The 17,873-nt window shown below is 71.9% G+C and carries 12 protein-coding genes; 7 read left to right on the forward strand and 5 right to left on the reverse strand.

The features are described 5' to 3' along the window. Window positions 1–304 precede the first annotated feature (304 nt). Genes IA22_RS0122125 through IA22_RS0122140 form a run of 4 tightly spaced genes read left to right on the forward strand, consistent with a single transcriptional unit; the run spans window position 305 to window position 5,497 of the window. Entirely contained in the window at window positions 305–1,594 is a 1,290-nt protein-coding gene (locus tag IA22_RS0122125) for an ATP-grasp domain-containing protein (protein WP_030124609.1), read from the forward strand. Continuing rightward, window positions 1,591–2,766, forward strand: a complete 1,176-nt coding sequence (locus IA22_RS0122130; protein ID WP_030124610.1) for a GNAT family N-acetyltransferase — start codon at window positions 1,591–1,593, stop codon at window positions 2,764–2,766. The genes IA22_RS0122125 and IA22_RS0122130 overlap by 4 nt, the downstream gene beginning before the upstream one ends. Continuing rightward, a complete protein-coding gene (locus IA22_RS0122135; protein ID WP_015579749.1) occupies window positions 2,766–4,469 on the forward strand; it encodes an ABC transporter substrate-binding protein in 1,704 nt (567 codons plus the stop codon). The genes IA22_RS0122130 and IA22_RS0122135 overlap by 1 nt, the downstream gene beginning before the upstream one ends. After that, a complete protein-coding gene (locus tag IA22_RS0122140; protein ID WP_030124611.1) occupies window positions 4,466–5,497 on the forward strand; it encodes a GNAT family N-acetyltransferase in 1,032 nt (343 codons plus the stop codon). Before IA22_RS0122135 ends, IA22_RS0122140 begins: the two co-directional genes overlap by 4 nt. On the opposite strand, the gene IA22_RS0122145 is transcribed toward IA22_RS0122140, so the two are convergent. From IA22_RS0122145 to IA22_RS0122160, 4 genes are read right to left on the reverse strand one after another with little or no spacing between them, the layout of a single operon-like run. Beyond that, window positions 5,449–6,432: an EamA family transporter gene (locus IA22_RS0122145; RefSeq protein ID WP_030124612.1), complete on the reverse strand. Its 984-nt coding sequence runs from the start codon at window positions 6,430–6,432 to the stop codon at window positions 5,449–5,451. The two genes, IA22_RS0122140 and IA22_RS0122145, sit on opposite strands and share 49 nt — an antisense overlap. Further along, window positions 6,429–7,727 (reverse strand): clavulanate biosynthesis 12 family protein, encoded by a 1,299-nt coding sequence (locus IA22_RS0122150; protein WP_030124613.1) that lies wholly within the window; start codon window positions 7,725–7,727, stop codon window positions 6,429–6,431. The genes IA22_RS0122145 and IA22_RS0122150 overlap by 4 nt, the downstream gene beginning before the upstream one ends. 35 nt (window positions 7,728–7,762) lie before the next feature. Continuing rightward, a complete protein-coding gene (locus IA22_RS0122155) occupies window positions 7,763–7,975 on the reverse strand; it encodes a ferredoxin (RefSeq protein WP_014152685.1) in 213 nt (70 codons plus the stop codon). After that, window positions 7,972–9,204 carry a cytochrome P450 gene (locus tag IA22_RS0122160; RefSeq protein WP_014152686.1) on the reverse strand — a complete coding sequence of 411 codons (1,233 nt, stop codon included), beginning with the start codon at window positions 9,202–9,204 and terminating at the stop codon, window positions 7,972–7,974. Before IA22_RS0122160 ends, IA22_RS0122155 begins: the two co-directional genes overlap by 4 nt. 241 nt (window positions 9,205–9,445) lie before the next feature. On the opposite strand from IA22_RS0122160, the gene IA22_RS0122165 reads away from it, so the two are divergent. Continuing rightward, a complete protein-coding gene (locus IA22_RS0122165) occupies window positions 9,446–10,189 on the forward strand; it encodes an SDR family oxidoreductase (protein ID WP_015579746.1) in 744 nt (247 codons plus the stop codon). Between the two features lie 162 nt (window positions 10,190–10,351). Further along, a complete protein-coding gene (locus tag IA22_RS0122170) occupies window positions 10,352–11,818 on the forward strand; it encodes a LysR family transcriptional regulator (RefSeq protein ID WP_014152688.1) in 1,467 nt (488 codons plus the stop codon). 58 nt (window positions 11,819–11,876) lie between these two features. Here IA22_RS0122170 and IA22_RS0122175 read toward each other — a convergent pair whose 3' ends face one another. Next, a complete protein-coding gene (locus IA22_RS0122175) occupies window positions 11,877–13,538 on the reverse strand; it encodes an ABC transporter substrate-binding protein (protein ID WP_015579744.1) in 1,662 nt (553 codons plus the stop codon). A 307-nt stretch (window positions 13,539–13,845) separates the two neighbouring features. On the opposite strand from IA22_RS0122175, the gene IA22_RS0122180 reads away from it, so the two are divergent. Beyond that, a complete protein-coding gene (locus IA22_RS0122180; protein ID WP_234434541.1) occupies window positions 13,846–17,835 on the forward strand; it encodes a golvesin C-terminal-like domain-containing protein in 3,990 nt (1,329 codons plus the stop codon). Window positions 17,836–17,873: the final 38 nt, after the last annotated feature.

A 17,873-nucleotide genomic window follows, 5' to 3' on the forward strand; every position in this document is an offset into this window, starting at 1 on the left:
GGGCCGGCGCTCACCCCGGCGTCTCGCCGTCTTCCCTCTCCGGGCGTCTCCAGACCTGCCACGTGGGCGTACGTCTCCTCCGCCCGGTGCGGTCGGGCGTTCCGTCCCGGTCCCGGCCCTCGGAGCCGGTCGCCGGCGCCGGCCCGCCGCACCCGGCCCCGGCGGCCGGAGACTCCTATGCACCTCGCCCGCCGCCTATGCGTCCTGCCGCCCGTACATGGCACAGCCGGCCCGGTGGCGGTTCAACTGAACCCCGAGAATCCGGAACCGGTCGATTGCACATCACCCACACGGGAGGCGTCCGATGACAACACCTCTGGCCGATTACGCACAGTTCGCCGGAAAACGGATCGCGATCGTCGAGCACATGCAGAACCATCCGTTCGTCCTGGGGCTGCGGCAGGCCCAGGAGCACGGCCTGGAGGTGTGGCTGCTGACGGGCGACCGGTCCTGGTACACCCACGGGCACGACTGGGACACCCACCCGCTGGCCATCGTGGACCAGGTGATCGACGTCGACACCACCGACCTGGACGCCGTGCTGGCCGTCGTCACCGGTGAGGACGGCGCCCCCCTGGTCGACGGCCTCACCTCGTTCTCCGACTACCACACCGAGCTCGCCGCGCGGGCCGCCCAGCGGCTCGGCCTGCCCGGACCCGACCCGGAGGCCGTGCGGACCGCCAACATCAAGGACCACCTGCGGATCGCACTCGGCGACGAACCGTTCAACATCCCTCATGTACTGGTGGGGCACCGTGGCCAGCTCGACGAGGCGGCCCGCCGGCTCGGCTTCCCGATGATCGCCAAGCCCCCGGCGGAGGCGATCAGTTACGGGGTGCGCAGGGTCGACGACATGGCCGGGCTCGTCGAGGCGTGGGAGGAACTCTCCGCGGTTCGGCACAGCCTGCGGGGCCAGCCGCGCAGCGGTGACGTCCTGCTGGAGCAGTACGTCGAGGGCGAGGAGGTCAGCGTCGAGACGATGACCGTGGACGGGCACACCCATGTCTTCGGCGTCACCTCCAAGGACCTCTTCGGCGACCCCGCCTACATCGAGTGCGGGCACACCTTCCCCGTACCGCTCTCCGACGAGGAGCGCGACGAGCTGTACCACGTGGTCCGCACGACCCTGGAGATGATCGGCTACCGGCACGGCCCCTGCCACACCGAGGTCCGCCGCACCGAGTCCGGCTGGCGGATCATCGAGGCCAACCCGCGTACCCCGTCGAGCTGCATGACGATGCTGGTGACCGACGTGACCGGTCGCAGCCCGATCCTCGACGCCTGGCTGCTCACCATCGGCGTCACCCCGCCGATCGAGCCGGTCGTGCACCGCGGTGGCGCCGCGGTCCGCATGATCTACCCCACCCGGCGCGGGACCCTCTCGCACATCGACGGCCTGGAGGCCGCGGCGGCGGTCGAGAACGTCCAGGTGCTGCTGCACGTCGAGAAGGGCGACCATCTTCTGCAGCGCATGGACAACTCCTCCTGCGTCGGCTTCACCTACTGCAACGGCCCGGACCGGCTCGCCGCGCAGGAGCTCGCGGACAAGGCGGCCGCGCTGCTCGACTTCGTCGTCGAGGAAGACCTCCGGTGAGCCCGTATACCGAGGGCCCGGACGCCCAGGGCCCGGACGCCGTAAGGGCGGTGGCGGACGCGGCCGGACTGGAGGCGGCGGGCTGGAGCTCGCTGCTGGGGGCGGAGGACTTCTTCCAGACCCCGCGGTGGCTCGCCGTGCAGGAGGTCAACTCGGGTACGGCCATGGACTTCCTGCTCCGTGAACGGGCCGGCGCCCCGGTCGCCGGTCTGGTGACGGCGTGGGCCGACACGTCCGTCGCCTGGCTGCTCGCCCGGCCGGACGCCATGCTGCGACGCGCGCTGGAGCAGGAGGTTCCCGAGGCGGCCGGTGTGCTGCGCGACGTCGCCGGGGACGACCCGGACCGGCTGCTGCCCTCCCTGGTGTGCGGGGGGCGGCATCTGGGGCGCACCAGGACGCTCGCCTCGCCGGACGCCACCGCGGACGACCTCTCCGCGCTGCTGGACAGGGCCGAGGCGATGGCGGCGGACCGGGGGGCGGCGACCGTGTGCTTCCCGCACGTCGACGTACGGGACACCTCGCTGACCGGACTGCTGGAGAGCCGTGGCTACCGCCACCACCCCTCCGACCACTACGCCTGGCTGGACATCCCGTCCGGTGGTTTCGAGCAGTTCGTCGAGGAGATGAGCGCCCACCGGCGCCGCCGGGTGCGCCTGGAACGCAGGGCGCTCGCGGAGGCCGGTGTCGAGGTGAACGTCGAGCCGCTGACGCAGGCGCTCTGCCCCCGCCTCGGAGAACTCGACGCCAACCTCCTGCGCAAGTACGGGAATCCGGCCAGCGACGAGGGCTCAGCCCGGATGATCGGGCGGATCGCCGAGATCATGGGCGACGACGTCCTGGTGTCCGTGGCCCGGCAGCACGGCAGCATCATCGGCTTCGGGATGGTGCTGCGGTCCCGCGCCCGGGGCGAGGAGCAGTGGTACGGCCACCGGGCGGGGTTCGACTACGAGGCCCAGGGCAAGCTGCCGCTCTACTACGACGTCCTGTACTACCAGGTGCTGGACGCCGCGGCGAAGGAGGGCGCCACCGTCCTGCACGCCGGGATCGGCAGCGTCAAGGCGAAGCTGGCCCGTGGCTGCCAGGCCAGCGAGCAGCGCTCCTACCTGCTGCCGGTACACCGCACCGAGGGTGCCGCGGACGCGCCCTCCGACGACCGGGAGACGACCACCTGATGAGCGACGCCACGAATCTCCGGGAAGGCGCCGGCTGGAACGCCGCCGTCGGGGCGGTCGTCGCCCCCTCCGGCCGGCGCGGAGGCACACTGCGTCTGGTCTCGTCGGCCGATGTCGACTCCCTCGACCCGGCACGGACCTACTACGTCTGGGTCTGGCTGCTCCAACGCCTCCTCAACCGCACGCTGATGGCGTACCCCACCGATCCCGGGCCCGCGGGTCTGGTGCCCGTACCGGACCTCGCGGAGGGGCCCGGGGTGGCGAGCGACGGAAACCGGACCTGGACCTACCGGCTCCGCGAGGGGGTGCGCTTCGACGACGGCACCCCGGTCACCTCGGCCGACGTACGGTACGCGGTGCAGAGGATCTTCGCGCAGGACGTGCTCCCGGGCGGGCCGACCTATCTGGTGCCGCTCCTGGACGACCCGGACCGCCCGTACGCGGGGCCCTACCGGGACGGCGAGGACGGCCTGCCCTCCGTGCTCACCCCGGACGCGCGCACGATCGTGTTCCGGCTGCGCACCCCGTTCTCCGACTTCGACCACCTGATGGCCCAGCCCTGCGTCTCCCCCGTGCCCCGGCACGCCGACACCGGGGCCCGCTACGGCGAGGACCCGCGCTGCACCGGGCCCTACCGGGTCGCCGAGCACCGGGCGGGCAGCAGGCTGCTGCTGGAACGCAACCCGCACTGGGACCGTGCCACCGACCCCGTGCGGCCGGCGCTCCCGGACCGGGTGGACGTCGCCATCGGCTTCGACCCGGACGAGATGGACGAGCGCCTGATCGCCGGGGAGTTCGACATCAATCTGGAGGGCCGCGGCCTTCAGCACGCGGCCCAGGGCCGTCTGGCCGGCGACCCCGTGCTGCGCTCACGCACCGACAACCCGAAGACGAGCTTCCTGCACTTCGTCTCGCTCCAGCCGCACATCCCGCCCTTCGACAACGTGCACGTGCGGCGGGCCGTGCACCACGCGGCCGACAAGATCCTGCTCCAGGAGGCCCGGGGCGGCCCGGTCACCGGGGGCGACCTGACCACGGCGCTCTTCCCGCCGGGGCTCCCGTCCCATCAGGCGCTGGACCGCTATCCGACCGGGCCCGATCTGCGCGGCGACCTCGATGCCGCCCGCGCCGAACTCGAAGCGGCCGGCCTGCCCGACGGCTTCGACGCCGTCATCGGGACCCAGCGCGGCAAGTTCCGGCTGGTCGCGGACGCGGTCGTGGAGTCCGTCGCACGTGTCGGCATCCGGCTGACCGTCAAGGAACTCGACGTGGCGACGTACTTCAGCCAGGGCGCCGGCTCGCCGGAGACGATCCGCAAGCACGGTCTCGGCCTGATCGTGACCGACTGGGGCGCCGACTTCCCCACCGAGTACGGTTTCCTCGCCCCGCTGGTGGACGGCCGGCTGATCCGCCCCGGCGGCGGCAACTGGAACATCGCCGAGCTCGACGACCCGAAGATCAACGAGCTGATCGACACCGGGCTGCACACCGCCGACCCCGCCGCGCGCACGGAACTGTGGCGCGAGGTGGAGCGGCGGGTCATGGACCACGCGGTGATCCTGCCGCTGGTCCACGACAAGACCCTGCACTACCGGGGCCCCCGCGCCACCGATGTCTTCGTCCACCCCGCCTTCGGCCTGTACGACATCCAGGCCATGGGCGTCACCGACACCCGCACCGACCGGGAGACCGACACCGCATGAACGACACAGCAGCGGACCTCCGCTTCGTCCCGCTGGAAGCCGACGACGTACCCACGGTGGACGCCTGGCTCCGGCTGACCACGGAGAGCGCCGAGGACGTGCCCCTGTCCGCCGCCCCTCACTGCGCGGCCGACCTCACCGGATCGGTGCGCTTCGCACCGCCGGACACCTCGCTGGCCGGGGAGGTCGCGTTCCTCGGCGGGCAGGCGGTGGGCGCACTCCGGCTGGTGCTTCCCGACGGGGCGCCGGTCGCCGTCGTCGACCAGCTGCTGACCGCGCCGAAGGAGCGCCGTCAGGGCATAGGGACCGCCCTGTTCCGGCGGGCCCGCTCCCTGGCCGCGGAGCACGGCCGCACGCTCCTGGTCGCCGACGTGGTCCAGGCACTGCCCGGGGGGCCCGTGCGGGACGAGGGTCCCGCCGCGTTCGCGGCCGCGCTGGGCGCCACCGTGTCCGACGGCCCCGAGGGCGTCCACCAGTGGCTCGACCTGGACCGCCACGACCCCTCGGCCGGCGGCGTCCCCGAGGTCCCGGCCGGCTACCGGCTCCAGCGCTGGGGGACGGTGACACCGGACGCGTTCGCGATCGCGGTCTCCGAACTCGGCCAGTCGCTCGGCGCGAGCCCGCCGGAGACCTGGGGCGAGGGGCCCGACGCGGTGCGCACCAGCCATGTGCGGCGCTACGAGCGGATGCGGGTGGGTCGTGGACGGCGCGCCTACCACGTGGGCGCCGTCCACGAGGCGACCGGCGAACTCGCCGGATTCACCAGTGCGTCCAAGACCACCGGCAACCCGGAGCACCTCCTCCAGGGCATGACCGTGGTGGCCGCGGCGCACCGCGGTCATGGCCTGGGTCTCGTGCTGAAGCTCGCGAACCTCGCCCATGTGCGTGAGTACGAGCCGCGCGTGCGGCTGATCGAGACGGCGAACGCGGACGACAACCGTCCGATGATCGCCCTCAACGAGGCGATGGGCTTCGTGCCTCAGGAGCGTTTCGTCTCCTGGGAGGCGCCGGTCGCCCCCGCCGCCTGAGTGCCCGTCGGCCGCCCCCCGCCCCCTTCTTCGGGGAGGCGGGGGGCGGCCGCGCGCTCACGCGCGAAGCGCGGCAGCCAGCCGGTGCCCAGCAGCACCCCGGCGACGACGACGGCTCCGCCCGCCACCGCCCATCCGGTGGGCCGCTCGTCCAGCGCCAGCCAGGCGCCGACCAGGCCGACCACCGGCACGAGCATCGAGAACGGCGCGACCACCCCGGCCGGGTAGCGCTTGAGCAGCGCCGTCCAGATCCCGGAGCCGACGACGCTGCCCAGCACCGCGATGTAGACGAGTGCGACGAGGCCCGGCCAGCCCTCCGGGCCGAAGGCGGACCCCAGCGCCCGCCATCCCGTGGCCGGCCCCTCCATCACCGCGGACAGCGCCAGCAGCGGCAGCGGCGGGACCACCGCCATCCACAGGGCGAACCGGAGCGGATACTCCGGCTTCGCCTGCCGGCTGGCCAGGTTGCCCACCGCCCAACCGAGCGCGGCCAGCACGGTCAGCACCAGAGGCATCAGCGGGGCCGTGCGCGAGCGGTCCACCGCGATGACCACCATGCCCAGCACCGCCAGTCCGATGCCCGCCAGTTGCCGTCCGCTGACGCGCTCGCGCAGCAGCAGGGCCCCCAGCAGCACCGTGAAGGGCGCCGACGCCTGCACCACGACGGACGCCAGACCGGACGGCATGCCCTGCTCGATGGCCAGGAACAGCAGCCCGAACTGGGCCACGCCGAAGCCGAGTCCGTATCCGAGCAGCCAGCGCAGCGGCACCCCCGGGCGAGGCACGAACAGGACCACCGGCACCGCCAGCACCAGGTAGCGCAGCGCCGCCAGGAAGAACGGCGGGAAGTGGTCGAGGCCGACCCGCACCGCGAGGAAGTTCAGTCCCCACAGCACGGCCACCAGCACCGCCAGCGAGCGGTCCCGGGCGGTCACCGGGAGGTGCCGGAGAGAAGTCCGGATCCGATGACGCGGCCGCCCATGCCGCGGAGGAACTGCCCGTCACCGATGAGCTTCTGGTCGTCCGCGCGCTGCTGGAGCACGAGCGTGTAACGGACCCCGTCGGGATCCTGGAGCAGCCAGCAGAACATCATGACGCCGGGGCACGAGCCGCCCTTGAACACGACGCGGGGCCAGCGGGCCGCGTCGACCGGGACCCCCGGGTAGGCCGTGAGGATGTCCTCGACGGCGCCGCTGGTGTCCCGCGTCCCGTCGTCGGCCAGCGCGCCGAGCACCCGTGCGACGTCCCAGGCGCTCATGTGCCAGTCCAGACCCAGCTGGTGCACGGTCGCCCCGAGGTCGGAGCCGCGTACGGTCATGGGACCGGCGATCCGGTCCAGCAGGCGCCGTCGTCCGTCCTCGTCCGCGGCGACCCACTCGGCCCGCAGCCCGGGAGCGCCCCAGCCGATCTCGAAGACCTCGTGGCTCGACAGGAACGGCCGCAGCAGGGCGGGATCACTGTGCCCGCCCTCCACGACGGCCCGTTCGACGGCGTCCCGGCCCAGCAGGTCCTGGATGAGGTCGGCGGCGGTGTTGTCGCTCATCGCGATCATCTTGTACGCCGTCTCGCGCACCGAGACCCGTGTGCCGTCGGGCAGTTCCTGCATGTCACCGGTCGGCAGGCTGCGCAGTGCCGGCGTCACCGTCACCTCGTCGTCCCAGCGGACGGAGCCGGAGGCGACCGCGTCCGCCAGGGCCCGCATGAGGTACAGCTTGTACGAGGAGCCGTTGGGCATGGGCCGGTCGGCCTCCCTCGCGTACAGCGTCTCGGTCGTCCCGCCCTCCTCGCGGGTCACCAGCGCCGACCAGGTCACCCCGGGCTGCTCCAGGGCGGCCTCCAGGTCGTCCCATCCATGCACGGCCGGGGTGACCACCTCGGGCCCCAGGTGCAGGACGCGGATCAGCCCCGTGGAGTCCAGCGTCAGCGACAGCGTGGAGCGGGTCCCCGAGGGGCCTTCGAGGGTCACCCACGACTTGTGGGCGACCGGCTGGTACTCGGTGACGGTGAACGGGCCGAGGCCGCGCCACTGTTCGAGCGTCGCGGCGAAACCCTGCGGGTGCCGGGCGAGGAACACGGGGACGAAGTGCTCGGACAGGTCGTCGTCACGGGGCGCCTCGGGGGCGGTCAGCAGCTCCGCCGCCCAGCGGGTGCGGCTCCCGAGTGGGGTGTCGTCACCGTCGAGCGCGGCCCGCGCGCGGGCGGAGGCGTCGGAACCGGGCAGATCGATCATCATCGCTCCTCGACGGCCGTTGCCGGCCGTTGGTGTCAGTCCTCGGTGACCGTGATGGCCGTGCACGGGCAGAGGTCGGCGCACAGCCGTACCGTCTCGTGCAGTTCGGGCGGTGGTGCGGCCTGGAGCAGGACGACGGTGCCGCTCTCGTCGTCCTGTTCGAAGACCCGGGGCTCGGTCGCCGCGCAGCGGCCCATGGAGCAGCAGGCGTCCGTGTCCACGGACACGCGGAGCCGGCCGGCGCTCACCAGGTCACCGGGAGCGCGCCGAGGCCGTAGCTGGACACCTCGTGCCGGAAGTCCAGTTCGGCGAAGGGGACGGCGAGGCGGGCGCCGGGCATCCAGCGCAGCACGGCGGCCAGCATCTCCTCCAGTTCCACCTTGGCCAGCCACTGGCCGAGGCACTGGTGGATGCCGTGGCCGAAGGCGAGATGGCGGCGGGCGTCACGGCCCGGGTCCAGGGTGTCGGGGTCGGGGAAGACCGACGCGTCGCGGTTGCCGGCCGAGAGGGACACGACCACTCCCTCGCCGGCCCTGATGGTCACGTCGCCCAGCTCCACGTCCTCCAGCGCCGCACGGGCGAGGCCGTTCTGCACGATGGAGTGGTAGCGCAGCAGTTCCTCGACCGCCTTCGGCAGCAGCTCGGGGTCCTTGTCCAGGGCGTCGGCCAGCCCCTGGTCGGTGACCAGGCTCAGCAGGCTGAGACTGGCCTGGCTGGTCGTCGTCCCGTGTCCGGCCACCAGCAGCAGCCGGCACATCGGGACCATCTCCTCGACGGTCAGCTTCCCGGTGCGCACCTGGTCGACGACGAGGCGGCTCAGCAGGTCGTCGCCGGGCTCGGGCATCCGCATGCGCTCCTCGACCACGTCGCGCAGCAGACCGTCCAGCTCGTCGCGGGCGGCGGCGACCTGGGCGGGCGGGTAGCCGCGGTCGATGAGGATGCCCGCGCGGTTCTCGATCAGTTCGCGCTGCTCGTCGGACACGCCGAAGAGCAGTGCGATCACCCGGGAGGGGACGGGGATCGTCAGGCCGCGCACCAGATCGACCGGGCGCTCGCCCCGGGTCAGTTCGCCGAGCATCTCGTCCAGGTGCTCCCGCAGCACGGGCCGCATCGCTTCGGCCCTGCCGTGCAGGAAGTCGCGGGTGAGCATGGACCGCAGCCGTGCGTGGTCGGGGTCGTCCATGCGGATGAAGGAGGCGGTGTGGGGCTTGTCCCGCACCAGGGGGGAGGTGGTCGTCATCATCGGGAAGCCGGGCGCGCTGGTCACGGCGGTGAACCGACGGTCACCGAGCACCGCACGCACGTGCGCGTGGGCCGTGACCAGCCACACCTGGCTGCCGTCCCACATCGTGATGCGGCTCGCGGCCGGACCGGACCTCAGCAGTGCGAGCGGGGGCGGTGGATCGATCGGGGAGACGCGTTCCATCGGATAGGACGGCACTGCGGTCGCCTTCGGGGATGCTGCGTCCTGCGTCATGGGTCCCACCTATCGCTGCACGGGCATGCCGACGTGAAGTAGCGGCCCCATCCTCACCGCCCTTCCCGCGCCCTCCCCTTCGGGGTGGTGCGACCCGCATAACCGGCCACGAACGCACATAACCGGGGGCGCAGGAAGCCGTTCACCGGACGTCGGACCGGCTGGTACGTTCGGCGCGCCGTACCGTCGTCTTTCGGCCGGATTTCCGGGTCCGGCCCACCACCCCGAGAACGAGGACCACATGAGTTCATCGCTAGAGGGACACGTCGCACTCGTCACAGGAGCCGGCTCAGGAATCGGCCGGGCCACCGCACGCGCCCTTGCCTCGGCGGGGGCGTCCGTCGCCGTCGCCGGGCGACGCGTCGACCGGCTCGAGGAGCTGCGCGACGAGCTGGAGGCCGAGGGCGGCACGGTCCTCGTCCTGGAGCTGGACGTCACCGACGAGCAGGCCGTGGGTGCCGCCGTACGGTCCGCCGTCGAGACCCTCGGCCGGCTCGACATCCTGGTCAACAACGCGGGGCTGATGCTGCTGGGACCGGTGGAGAACGCCGACACCACCGACTGGACCCGGATGATGGACACCAACGTCATGGGTCTGATGTACACGACCCACGCGGCGCTCCCCGAACTGATCAGGAACCAGGGGACGATCGTCCAGATCTCGTCCATCGCGGCCCGGGTCGTCGGACGCGGCAGCGCCGTCTACAACGCCACGAAGTTCGCCGTGAACGGGTTCAGCGAGGGGCTGCGCCAGGAGGTGACCGAGCGCGGGGTGCGCGTGGTGGTCATCGAACCCGGCACCGTGGAGACCGAACTGCGCGAGCACATCACGCACGCGCCGTCCAAGGCCGCGATCGCCGAACGCGTCGCGAAGATACGTCAGCTGCAGAGCGAGGACATCGCCGCCGCGGTGCTGTACGCGGTCACCGCTCCCCCGCACGCGACGGTCAACGAGATCTTCATCCGCCCCACCGACCAGGCCTGAACCGCCGTCCGGCGGGCGCCCCTGAGGGGGTGCCCGCCGTCGTGCTGTCCGGGGGCGCGCCGACGAGAGGAGCGAGCGAAGAGAACGCCTGCCTAACGTGATCCGCATCAGGCCGTCACAGGTGAAGAACAGGCGTCATCCATAACCGTAAGGAAGCCGTCCGTGCCCTCTGCGATACCCGTGCCCTCCGTTCCCGACCGGTTGACGCGCTTGCCCCTGTCGCGTCCGGATCTTCGACTGCTGGACGCGATCGGACAGTGCGGCGACCTCGCCGAGGCGGCTCGCAGGGCGGGGCTGAGAGCGGCGGCCGCGGAGCGTCGGCTCGACCGGCTGGACCAGGCGACCGGGCTGCGGCTGACGCTGCGGGACGCGCGTACCGCCCGGCTCAGCACGGAGGGCGCCCGGGTGCTCGTGGCGGGGCGGCGCTTCTTCCGGCAGGTCGACCAGGCGGTACAGACCGAGATCTACGGACGCGGGACCGAGGCCCTGAACGCGCCCCGCATCCTGGACATCGCCACCGCCGAACCGCTGATGGAGGATCTGGTCGAGGACGCGGCCGACACCCTGGGCATCCTCCTGTCGGTCAGTCACGACACTCCCCTGCAGGTGCTCAGACAGCTCGACGGCTACCGGGTGGACGCCGCGCACACGTGGGGTCTGGACGTCCTCTCGCACGCGGTCGACCGCACGGTCCGCACCTACGACGTCCTCGACGACCCGCTCTGGGTGACCCTGCCCGTCGGGCATCCGCTGGCGGGCCGTGACACCGTCTCCCTCGCCGATCTGCGGGACGAGAACTGGGTGTCGGAGGCCGGTCCCCGCGGGGAGGTCCTGGTCAGCAGGGTCTACCAGTCGGCCGGTCTCACTCCGCCCGCCCGTATCCAGGTCGCCGGGGCCTCGGTGGCGCGGGGGATGCTGCGCCGCGGTGACGCCGTCGGGCTGGGCTCACCGGCCTGCCCGGCCGTGTTCGCCCCCTCGCTGGTGCGCCGCTCGCTGCGGGAACGGCCGCGGCGGGCCGCCGGTCTGCTGGTCGATCCCGCCGTCGTCCCCGGCGCGCTGGCCCAGCAACTGGCCGCGTTGCTGACGGACCGCTGCCTGAGCAGGTTCACCGAGCGGCACGGGGACCTGCTGCGCGATCCGTGGTGGGCGGACTGGCTGCGTGGGCAGCGGGGGGAGCTGGCCCGGCGCACCGAGGACGCGGCGCACAGTCTCCGGACCCCTCCGGCCCTGCCCGCCGAGTCGGCGCAGATCGATGTCGAGGACCTCCATCTGCTGCGGGCGGTGGCGGACCACGGCAGCATCAACCGCGCCGCGGCGGTCCTCTCGATCAGCCAGTCGGCTCTCACCCGGCGCATCCACCGGCTCGAACTCCGCCTCGGGGCGAGTCTGTTGGTGCGCAGCTCGCGTGGTACGGATCTGACGGCACCGACCCGGCAGTTCCTGGACCGGCTGGCGTCCTTCGAGGCCGAACTGCACGCGGTGGGTCTCACGGGGCAGCGGGACACCGTGCCGCCGGCGGAGCCGGGCACCACGCAGCGCCGCGCGCACCGTTCGTCCCGGGGAGCCGTGGGGCGTCCGGGCCGGGCCGAGCGCGGTGCCGCCCGGCCCGCCGTCGCCGGCCGGGGCTGAGACAGCGGCGGGGGGGGGGGGGGGGGGGGGCCCCCCCCCCCCCCCCCCCGCCGGGCGGTCACTTCGCGCCGAGCGCCACGTAGTCGTACATCCCGAACGACCCGGTGACGAGCACGTTGCGGGCGTCCGGGTGGCGGTAGAGGAGCGAACGCGGGTAGAGGTAGGGGACGATCACGGCGTGGTCCATGGTCAGCCGGTCGATCCGGTGCCAGATGGCCGCACGTTCCTCGGGGTCCCCGCTGACGGCTCCCTTGTCCAGGAGGCCGTTGATCTCCGGGTCGTCGAGCTCCCCCATGTTCTGGTTGCCGCGTTCCTTGATCGCGCGCCCGTCGACGATCTGCTGGAAGAAGCCGTACCCGTCGGGGAAGTCGGCACCCCAGCCGAACATGATGATCCCGATGCCGTGCTCGCGCAGGTACTCGGGGCTGCCGCCGTAGCGGTCGAAGTAGTCGCCGGACGGGAAGTCCAGCACCTCGGCCTCGATGCCCACGCGGGCGAGCCCGGCGGACAGCGCCTCGGCCGCCCGGTACTCCTTGAGGCGGTCCTTGCGGGCTGCGATCTTCGTGCGGAACCCGTCCGGCATCCCGGCGAGGGCCAGTTCGGCACGGGCCGCCTCCAGGTCCCCGGTGGCGTCCTCGCCCACGGGGTAGCGGTCGAAGGGCTGGTAGCCGTCGATGGTCGGCGGGAGGATCGTGGTGGCGATGTCGCCGCCGACGGGGCCTCCGTACGCCTCCTGCATGGCGGCCTTGTCCGTGGCGAACTGCACGGCGCGCCGGCAGTGCACGTTGTCGAACGGCGCGATCCGGCTGGACAGGCAGTAGATCCAGGTGAATCCGGTGAGCGGGTTGTCCGTGTTGGCGCGCAGCTCGGGATCCGCCAGGATGCGCTCCTGGGCGGCGGGCTGGACCCCGAAGCCCGCGAGGTCGATGTGCGCCTCGCCGGAGAGGAGCATCCGGTCCACCTCGTGCGGGTCCTTGCCCAGGTGCACCTCGATGCGTTCGGCCCGCTGCCGGCGTACGGGATCGGTCTCCGGGTCCCAGTGCGGGTTGCGCTCCAGGACGACGAGCTTCCCGCGCTCGTAGGACTCGACGCGGTACGGCCCGGTGGCCACGGGTCCCAGGCGGTATCCGATGCCGGTGTCGCGGTCCCTGGGGACCGGTGTGGTGCTCGGCATGGTGGCCAGCAGGTCCATGCCTGCGAAGGGTTCGGCCAGCCTGAGGACGAGGGTGCGGTCGTCCGGGGTCTCGACGGTGACCGGTCCGTCCACCTCGGGCTCGCGCCACGGGCCGCCGTAGTCGGTGCCCAGCAGGTGGCGGAAGTAGGTGGGGCCGACGCCCAGTACGTCCGTGCCGTAGTTGCTCCTGGCGATCGCGTACTTGACGTCCGCGGCGACGACGGGAGTGCCGTCCTCGTAGAGGAGGCCGGGGCGCAGCCGGTACGTCCAGGTCCTTCCGCCGTCGGAGCTCTCGCCGAGCGACTCCGCCAGGTCGGGCACGAGCCGCTGCCCGGCCTTGCCGGGCGCGGTGTCGAAGGTCACCAGGGTCCGGCCGATGAGGCGCAAGAAGTTCCAGGTGTAGGCGTAGTACGTGTTGCCGGGGTCGAGCGAGTCGAAGTCGTCGGTGCGGACCAGGCGGAGAGTCCCGCCCAGCTCGTCGGTCGGGGCTACCACGCCGTCGACGGCGGCGTCGAAGCCGGTGGTGCCCGACTGTTCGGTCTCCATGTCCCAGCCCTTCTCGCGGTGATGTCCGCGCCATTCTGCGGCGGTCCCGGGTTCCCGGGCGGTGCGTGGGGGCACGGGCGCATAGCCGACGGCCGGTCGGTATAGCGGAAGAGAGGAGTGAGAGGGGGTGAAGAGCCCGAGCTGATGTGCTCGCGTCCCCCCACGCGCGAAGCGGACGCCCGCTTCCCCACGCGCGACGTGGGCGTAGGCGAGAGGCGAGCTGAACGTGTCCCGAAGAAAAAGATGGCAGATATCTGTCATAACCGTCGCCGCTACGGCACTTCTGGCGGGTTATCCGTCGCTGTCGGTGGCCAAGACCCCCACACCTCCTCCGGGCGCCGCCCAGGGCTGGTCCCAGAAGGACGAGGCCAAGGCCGCGAAGCCCGGCCCCGCCGAACTCCCCGAAGCGGTACCCGCGAAGGACCGCGCCGCCCTCCTGGGCTCCGGTCACCGCACCTCGGACGACCTGGCGTGGACCACCTCGGGTGACGCCACCGGTTTCCACGTCATGGTGGCCGCCGCCGACGACGGCTACCGGTGGCGGACCGCGGCGACCCTCTCCGAACCCGGTTTCGACACCGACACCTGGATCGGGAACGCCTGCCTGACCGCCTCCGGGAAGCGCGCGGCCGTCACCTACGCGCCCCGTACGTTCACCAACAAGCCCGCGTTGATGACCCGCGGCGCCTTCACGGCGATCGTCGACCTGGCGACCGGTAAGGTCACCAAGCTTCCCGTGCAGTCCAGCCTGAGCTACTTCTCGCCCGGCTGCGGCGCCTCGGAGAAGGCCGTCTTCTCTCAGTTCTCCGACGACGAATCGGAGCGCAACGAGACCCGTCTGGTGGGCGTGGACACCGCGAGCGGCAAGGCGGCGAAGCCGCTGGAGCTGCCCGGCCAGGTCACCTCCGCCGTCCCCCTCGCCGACGGCTACGCCGCCGCGCAGGGCGCCCGGCTGGTCAAGGTCGCCGCGTCGGGCAAGGTGCGCGTCGCCGCACGCACCGCCGGTGTGCCCTTCCAGCTCACCGCCGCCGGTGACGGCTCGGTCGTCTACATCGACCGGCCCGGCAGCACCACGAAGGCCGCGAAGACGAAGGTCACGACCGAGCGGGCGGAGGTCCGCCGCGCCCCCGCCGCGCTGCTGGGCGCCTCCGAGGCCGCCGGCCGCACACAGCGCCTGGCCACCGGCGCTCTCACCGACTTCGACCTGGCCCGCTCCGCCCGTACCGGCAAGGTCTACGTCACCGGCACGGCCGAGGCCGCAGGCACTCTGCCCTCGTCCGTACGCATGCCCGCCGGGGTGGCCAAGGGAGCCGCCCTGTCCACACGGGGCGAGGCTGCCGTCACCACGGCCTGGGCCGACGGCAAGGACTCCCGGATCGCTCCCCAGGAGGCCGCCTCGGCGCGGACCGCCCGGACCGAGATGCAGATCCTGAAGACGGGCCGCAAGGTCACCCTGGACTCCCGGCCGGGAACGACGGTCGGCTCCACGGCGAAGACGGCCGGCGGTCTCGCGACCTCGCCGGCGCTCACCGGCGGAAGCACGACGGACGCGCCGAGGCTCGCCGCCGCTTCGCCGACGAACCCGGTCGAGGACGAGCGCTACTGCTCGGTGCCGCGCGGGGACGTCAAGAAGCAGGCTTTCCAGCCGACCCCCCGCCAGGTCGAGTGGGCGGTGGACCAGGCCGTCGTCGGGAAGCTGAACTCCCACATCTCCCGGGCCGCCAACTGGAAGAACACCGGGATGTCGGCCTACCAGCCGCAGTCCCTCTTCCCTCTCAAGACCATGGCGGGCGACCCCAACGGCACGCCTGACGCGTCCGACGGCTACCACATCCCCGCGCAGGTGATGCTGGGCATCACCGCCCAGGAATCCAACATGTGGCAGGCCACCCGCTTCGCCGTCCCCGGCGTCACGGCCAACACGCTGATCGGCAACTACTACGGCATCAGCCATGGTTCCGACGGCCAGTCCTCGGACCCGTGGGCGATCAACTGGGCCTCCGCCGACTGTGGTTACGGCATCGTCCAGGTGACCGACGGCATGCGCAAGGCCGGTCGCGAAAAGCCCGGCGAGACCGCGCTGTCCGTGCAGAAGCAGGAGGCCATCGCCCTCGACTACACCGCGAACATCGCCGCGGGCGTCAACATCCTCGTCGACAAGTGGAACCAGACGCGCGGCGCCGGCATGACCGTCAACGGCGGCAGCCCGGAGTACATCGAGAACTGGTTCTTCGCCCTCTGGGCGTACAACTCCGGCTTCTACCCGCAGTCCAGCGCCGGCTCGCACGGCGGACACTGGGGCGTCGGCTACACCAACAACCCGGCCAACGCGCTGTGGAAGGCGAACCGCACCCCCTTCCTGGAGAGCGCCGCGGGAGGCGACGACTACACGCACGCCGCGCACCCGCAGGACTGGCCGTACCAGGAGAAGGTGATCGGCTGGGCGGCCCGTCCGATCTCCGCCATGTTCGCCCCCGGTGACTTCCAGCCCGGTTACCGCGCCGCCTGGTGGACCGCCACCGACCAGCGGACGCTGGCCAAGCCGCCGGTCGGACTGTTCTGCGACTCCTCCAACAACTGCGATCCGAGCAAGATCAAGGAGGGTGACACCGGCACCAACGGAGCGTGCCAGCTCAACAACCCGGCCGACGAGTTCTACCTGCACTGCTGGTGGAACAAGAAGGCCGAGTGGAAGAGCTGCCAGGCCGGTGCCTGCGGTTACGCCCTCCACCGGTTCGACGCCACCTATCCCGAACAGCCCGACGGCAACGCGTACCCGCCCCGGTGCTCCAGCGGGCTGCCCTCCGGCACCTACGTGATCGACGACGTCGCCTCCGGGGTCACCCCCACCGGCTCGCCGGGACGGAGCTGCGGGGCGACGACCTCGCCGGGCACCTTCGGCTTCACCTTCACCGCCGACGGCGCCAACTACCCGGGCAAGATCGACACCCACCAGATCGGCGCCGGTTACGGCAACCACTTCTGGTTCGGGCACACCAGGAACCAGGCGACCGCCGAAGGCGCCCGGATGAAGACGACCGGCACGTGGACCCTCACCAACGGCATGACCGGCTGGGCCAGGGTCTGGGTGCACCTCCCCGACCACGGAGCTCACACCCGGCAGGCCTCGTACACCATTTCGGGGACCACCAGCACCAGCCCGGTACGCGTGCACCCGCAGCGCGTGCTGGAGAACAAGTGGGTCTCCCTCGGGGTGTTCCAGTTCACCTCCACCCCGAAGATCTCGCTCTCCACGCACTCGGCCGACGGCAGCGGGTCCGAGGACGTCGCGTGGGACGCGGCGGGCTTCCAGCCGTTGTCGGCCAAGCCCAAGGACATGGTGGTCGCGATGGGCGACTCCTACTCCTCGGGTGAGGGCGCCTCGGCCGCCGGCGGTGTCGACTACTACAGGGAGACCAACTACCGGGACTCCAGCAATCCCTCGACCCGCAACGCCTGCCACCGCTCGAAGCAGACGTGGTCCCGTCAGGCCACGATCCCCGGACGCTCGGCGTCCGTGGGCTCGATGGACGACAACCGTTCAGCGGCCATGGACTACCACCTCATCGCCTGCTCCGGCGCCCGCACCTACAACATCGCGAGCGTCGGCGAGAACGGCGAGCTGCCCCAGCTCTCCAAGGGCTACCTCGACCAGAACACCAGCCTGGTGACGATCTCCATCGGCGGTAACGACGCACGGTTCGCCTACATCATCCAGAAGTGCATCTTCGGTGGCGTGGGCTGGCCGACGCTGTGCCAGGACCAGAAGTTCGAGGACGACGACTCCCATGTGGACGACGCGGCCTACCAGGGCCTGAACATCGGTGTGGCGGCCGAGCGTCTCGCCAAGGAGCGCGTGCGGCCGGCCATCACGGACGCGCTCAAGAAGATCCAGGCGAAGGCGCCCAACGCCAAGATCGTCCTGATGGGTTACCCGCCCCTGCTGGAGAAGTCGGGGCAGTGCATTCCCGGCATCGGCACCGGGGAGGCTCCCTGGCTGAACGGCATGGCGGCCACGCTCGCCACCGAGATGCAGGGCGCCGTCGACGACGCCAAGGCCGCCGGAACCAAGGCCTGGTACTCCAACCCCGCGCAGAACTTCGCGGGCAAGGCCGTCTGCGGTGACCCCGAGCAGGTCCACGGCATCGTGCTGGACCTGGTGGAGAGCGACGAGCCGGCGATCGACTGGCCGATCCTGCAGCTCGGCGCCTCCGCGCAGTCCTTCCACCCGAAGGTCGGGGGGGCCCGGCTGTACGCGGACTCCCTGGAACGGACGATGCAGGGCATGGGGCTCTGACCCCCCGCCCTCGCGACACCGGCGTGCCCTCCCCGCAC

This window comes from Kitasatospora papulosa (assembly GCF_000717245.1).
Lineage (GTDB): Bacteria > Actinomycetota > Actinomycetes > Streptomycetales > Streptomycetaceae > Streptomyces > Streptomyces papulosus.

What these genes read in the sequence shown, in the direction of transcription:
- IA22_RS0122125 (WP_030124609.1), top strand. Translation starts at nt 305, where the DNA reads ATGACAACACCTCTGGCCGATTACGCACAGTTCGCCGGAAAACGGATC.
- IA22_RS0122135 (WP_015579749.1), top strand. Translation starts at nt 2,766, where the DNA reads ATGAGCGACGCCACGAATCTCCGGGAAGGCGCCGGCTGGAACGCCGCC.
- IA22_RS0122140 (WP_030124611.1), top strand. Translation starts at nt 4,466, where the DNA reads ATGAACGACACAGCAGCGGACCTCCGCTTCGTCCCGCTGGAAGCCGAC.
- IA22_RS0122150 (WP_030124613.1), bottom strand. Translation starts at nt 7,727, where the DNA reads ATGATCGATCTGCCCGGTTCCGACGCCTCCGCCCGCGCGCGGGCCGCG.
- IA22_RS0122160 (WP_014152686.1), bottom strand. Translation starts at nt 9,204, where the DNA reads ATGACGCAGGACGCAGCATCCCCGAAGGCGACCGCAGTGCCGTCCTAT.
- IA22_RS0122165 (WP_015579746.1), top strand. Translation starts at nt 9,446, where the DNA reads ATGAGTTCATCGCTAGAGGGACACGTCGCACTCGTCACAGGAGCCGGC.
- IA22_RS0122175 (WP_015579744.1), bottom strand. Translation starts at nt 13,538, where the DNA reads ATGGAGACCGAACAGTCGGGCACCACCGGCTTCGACGCCGCCGTCGAC.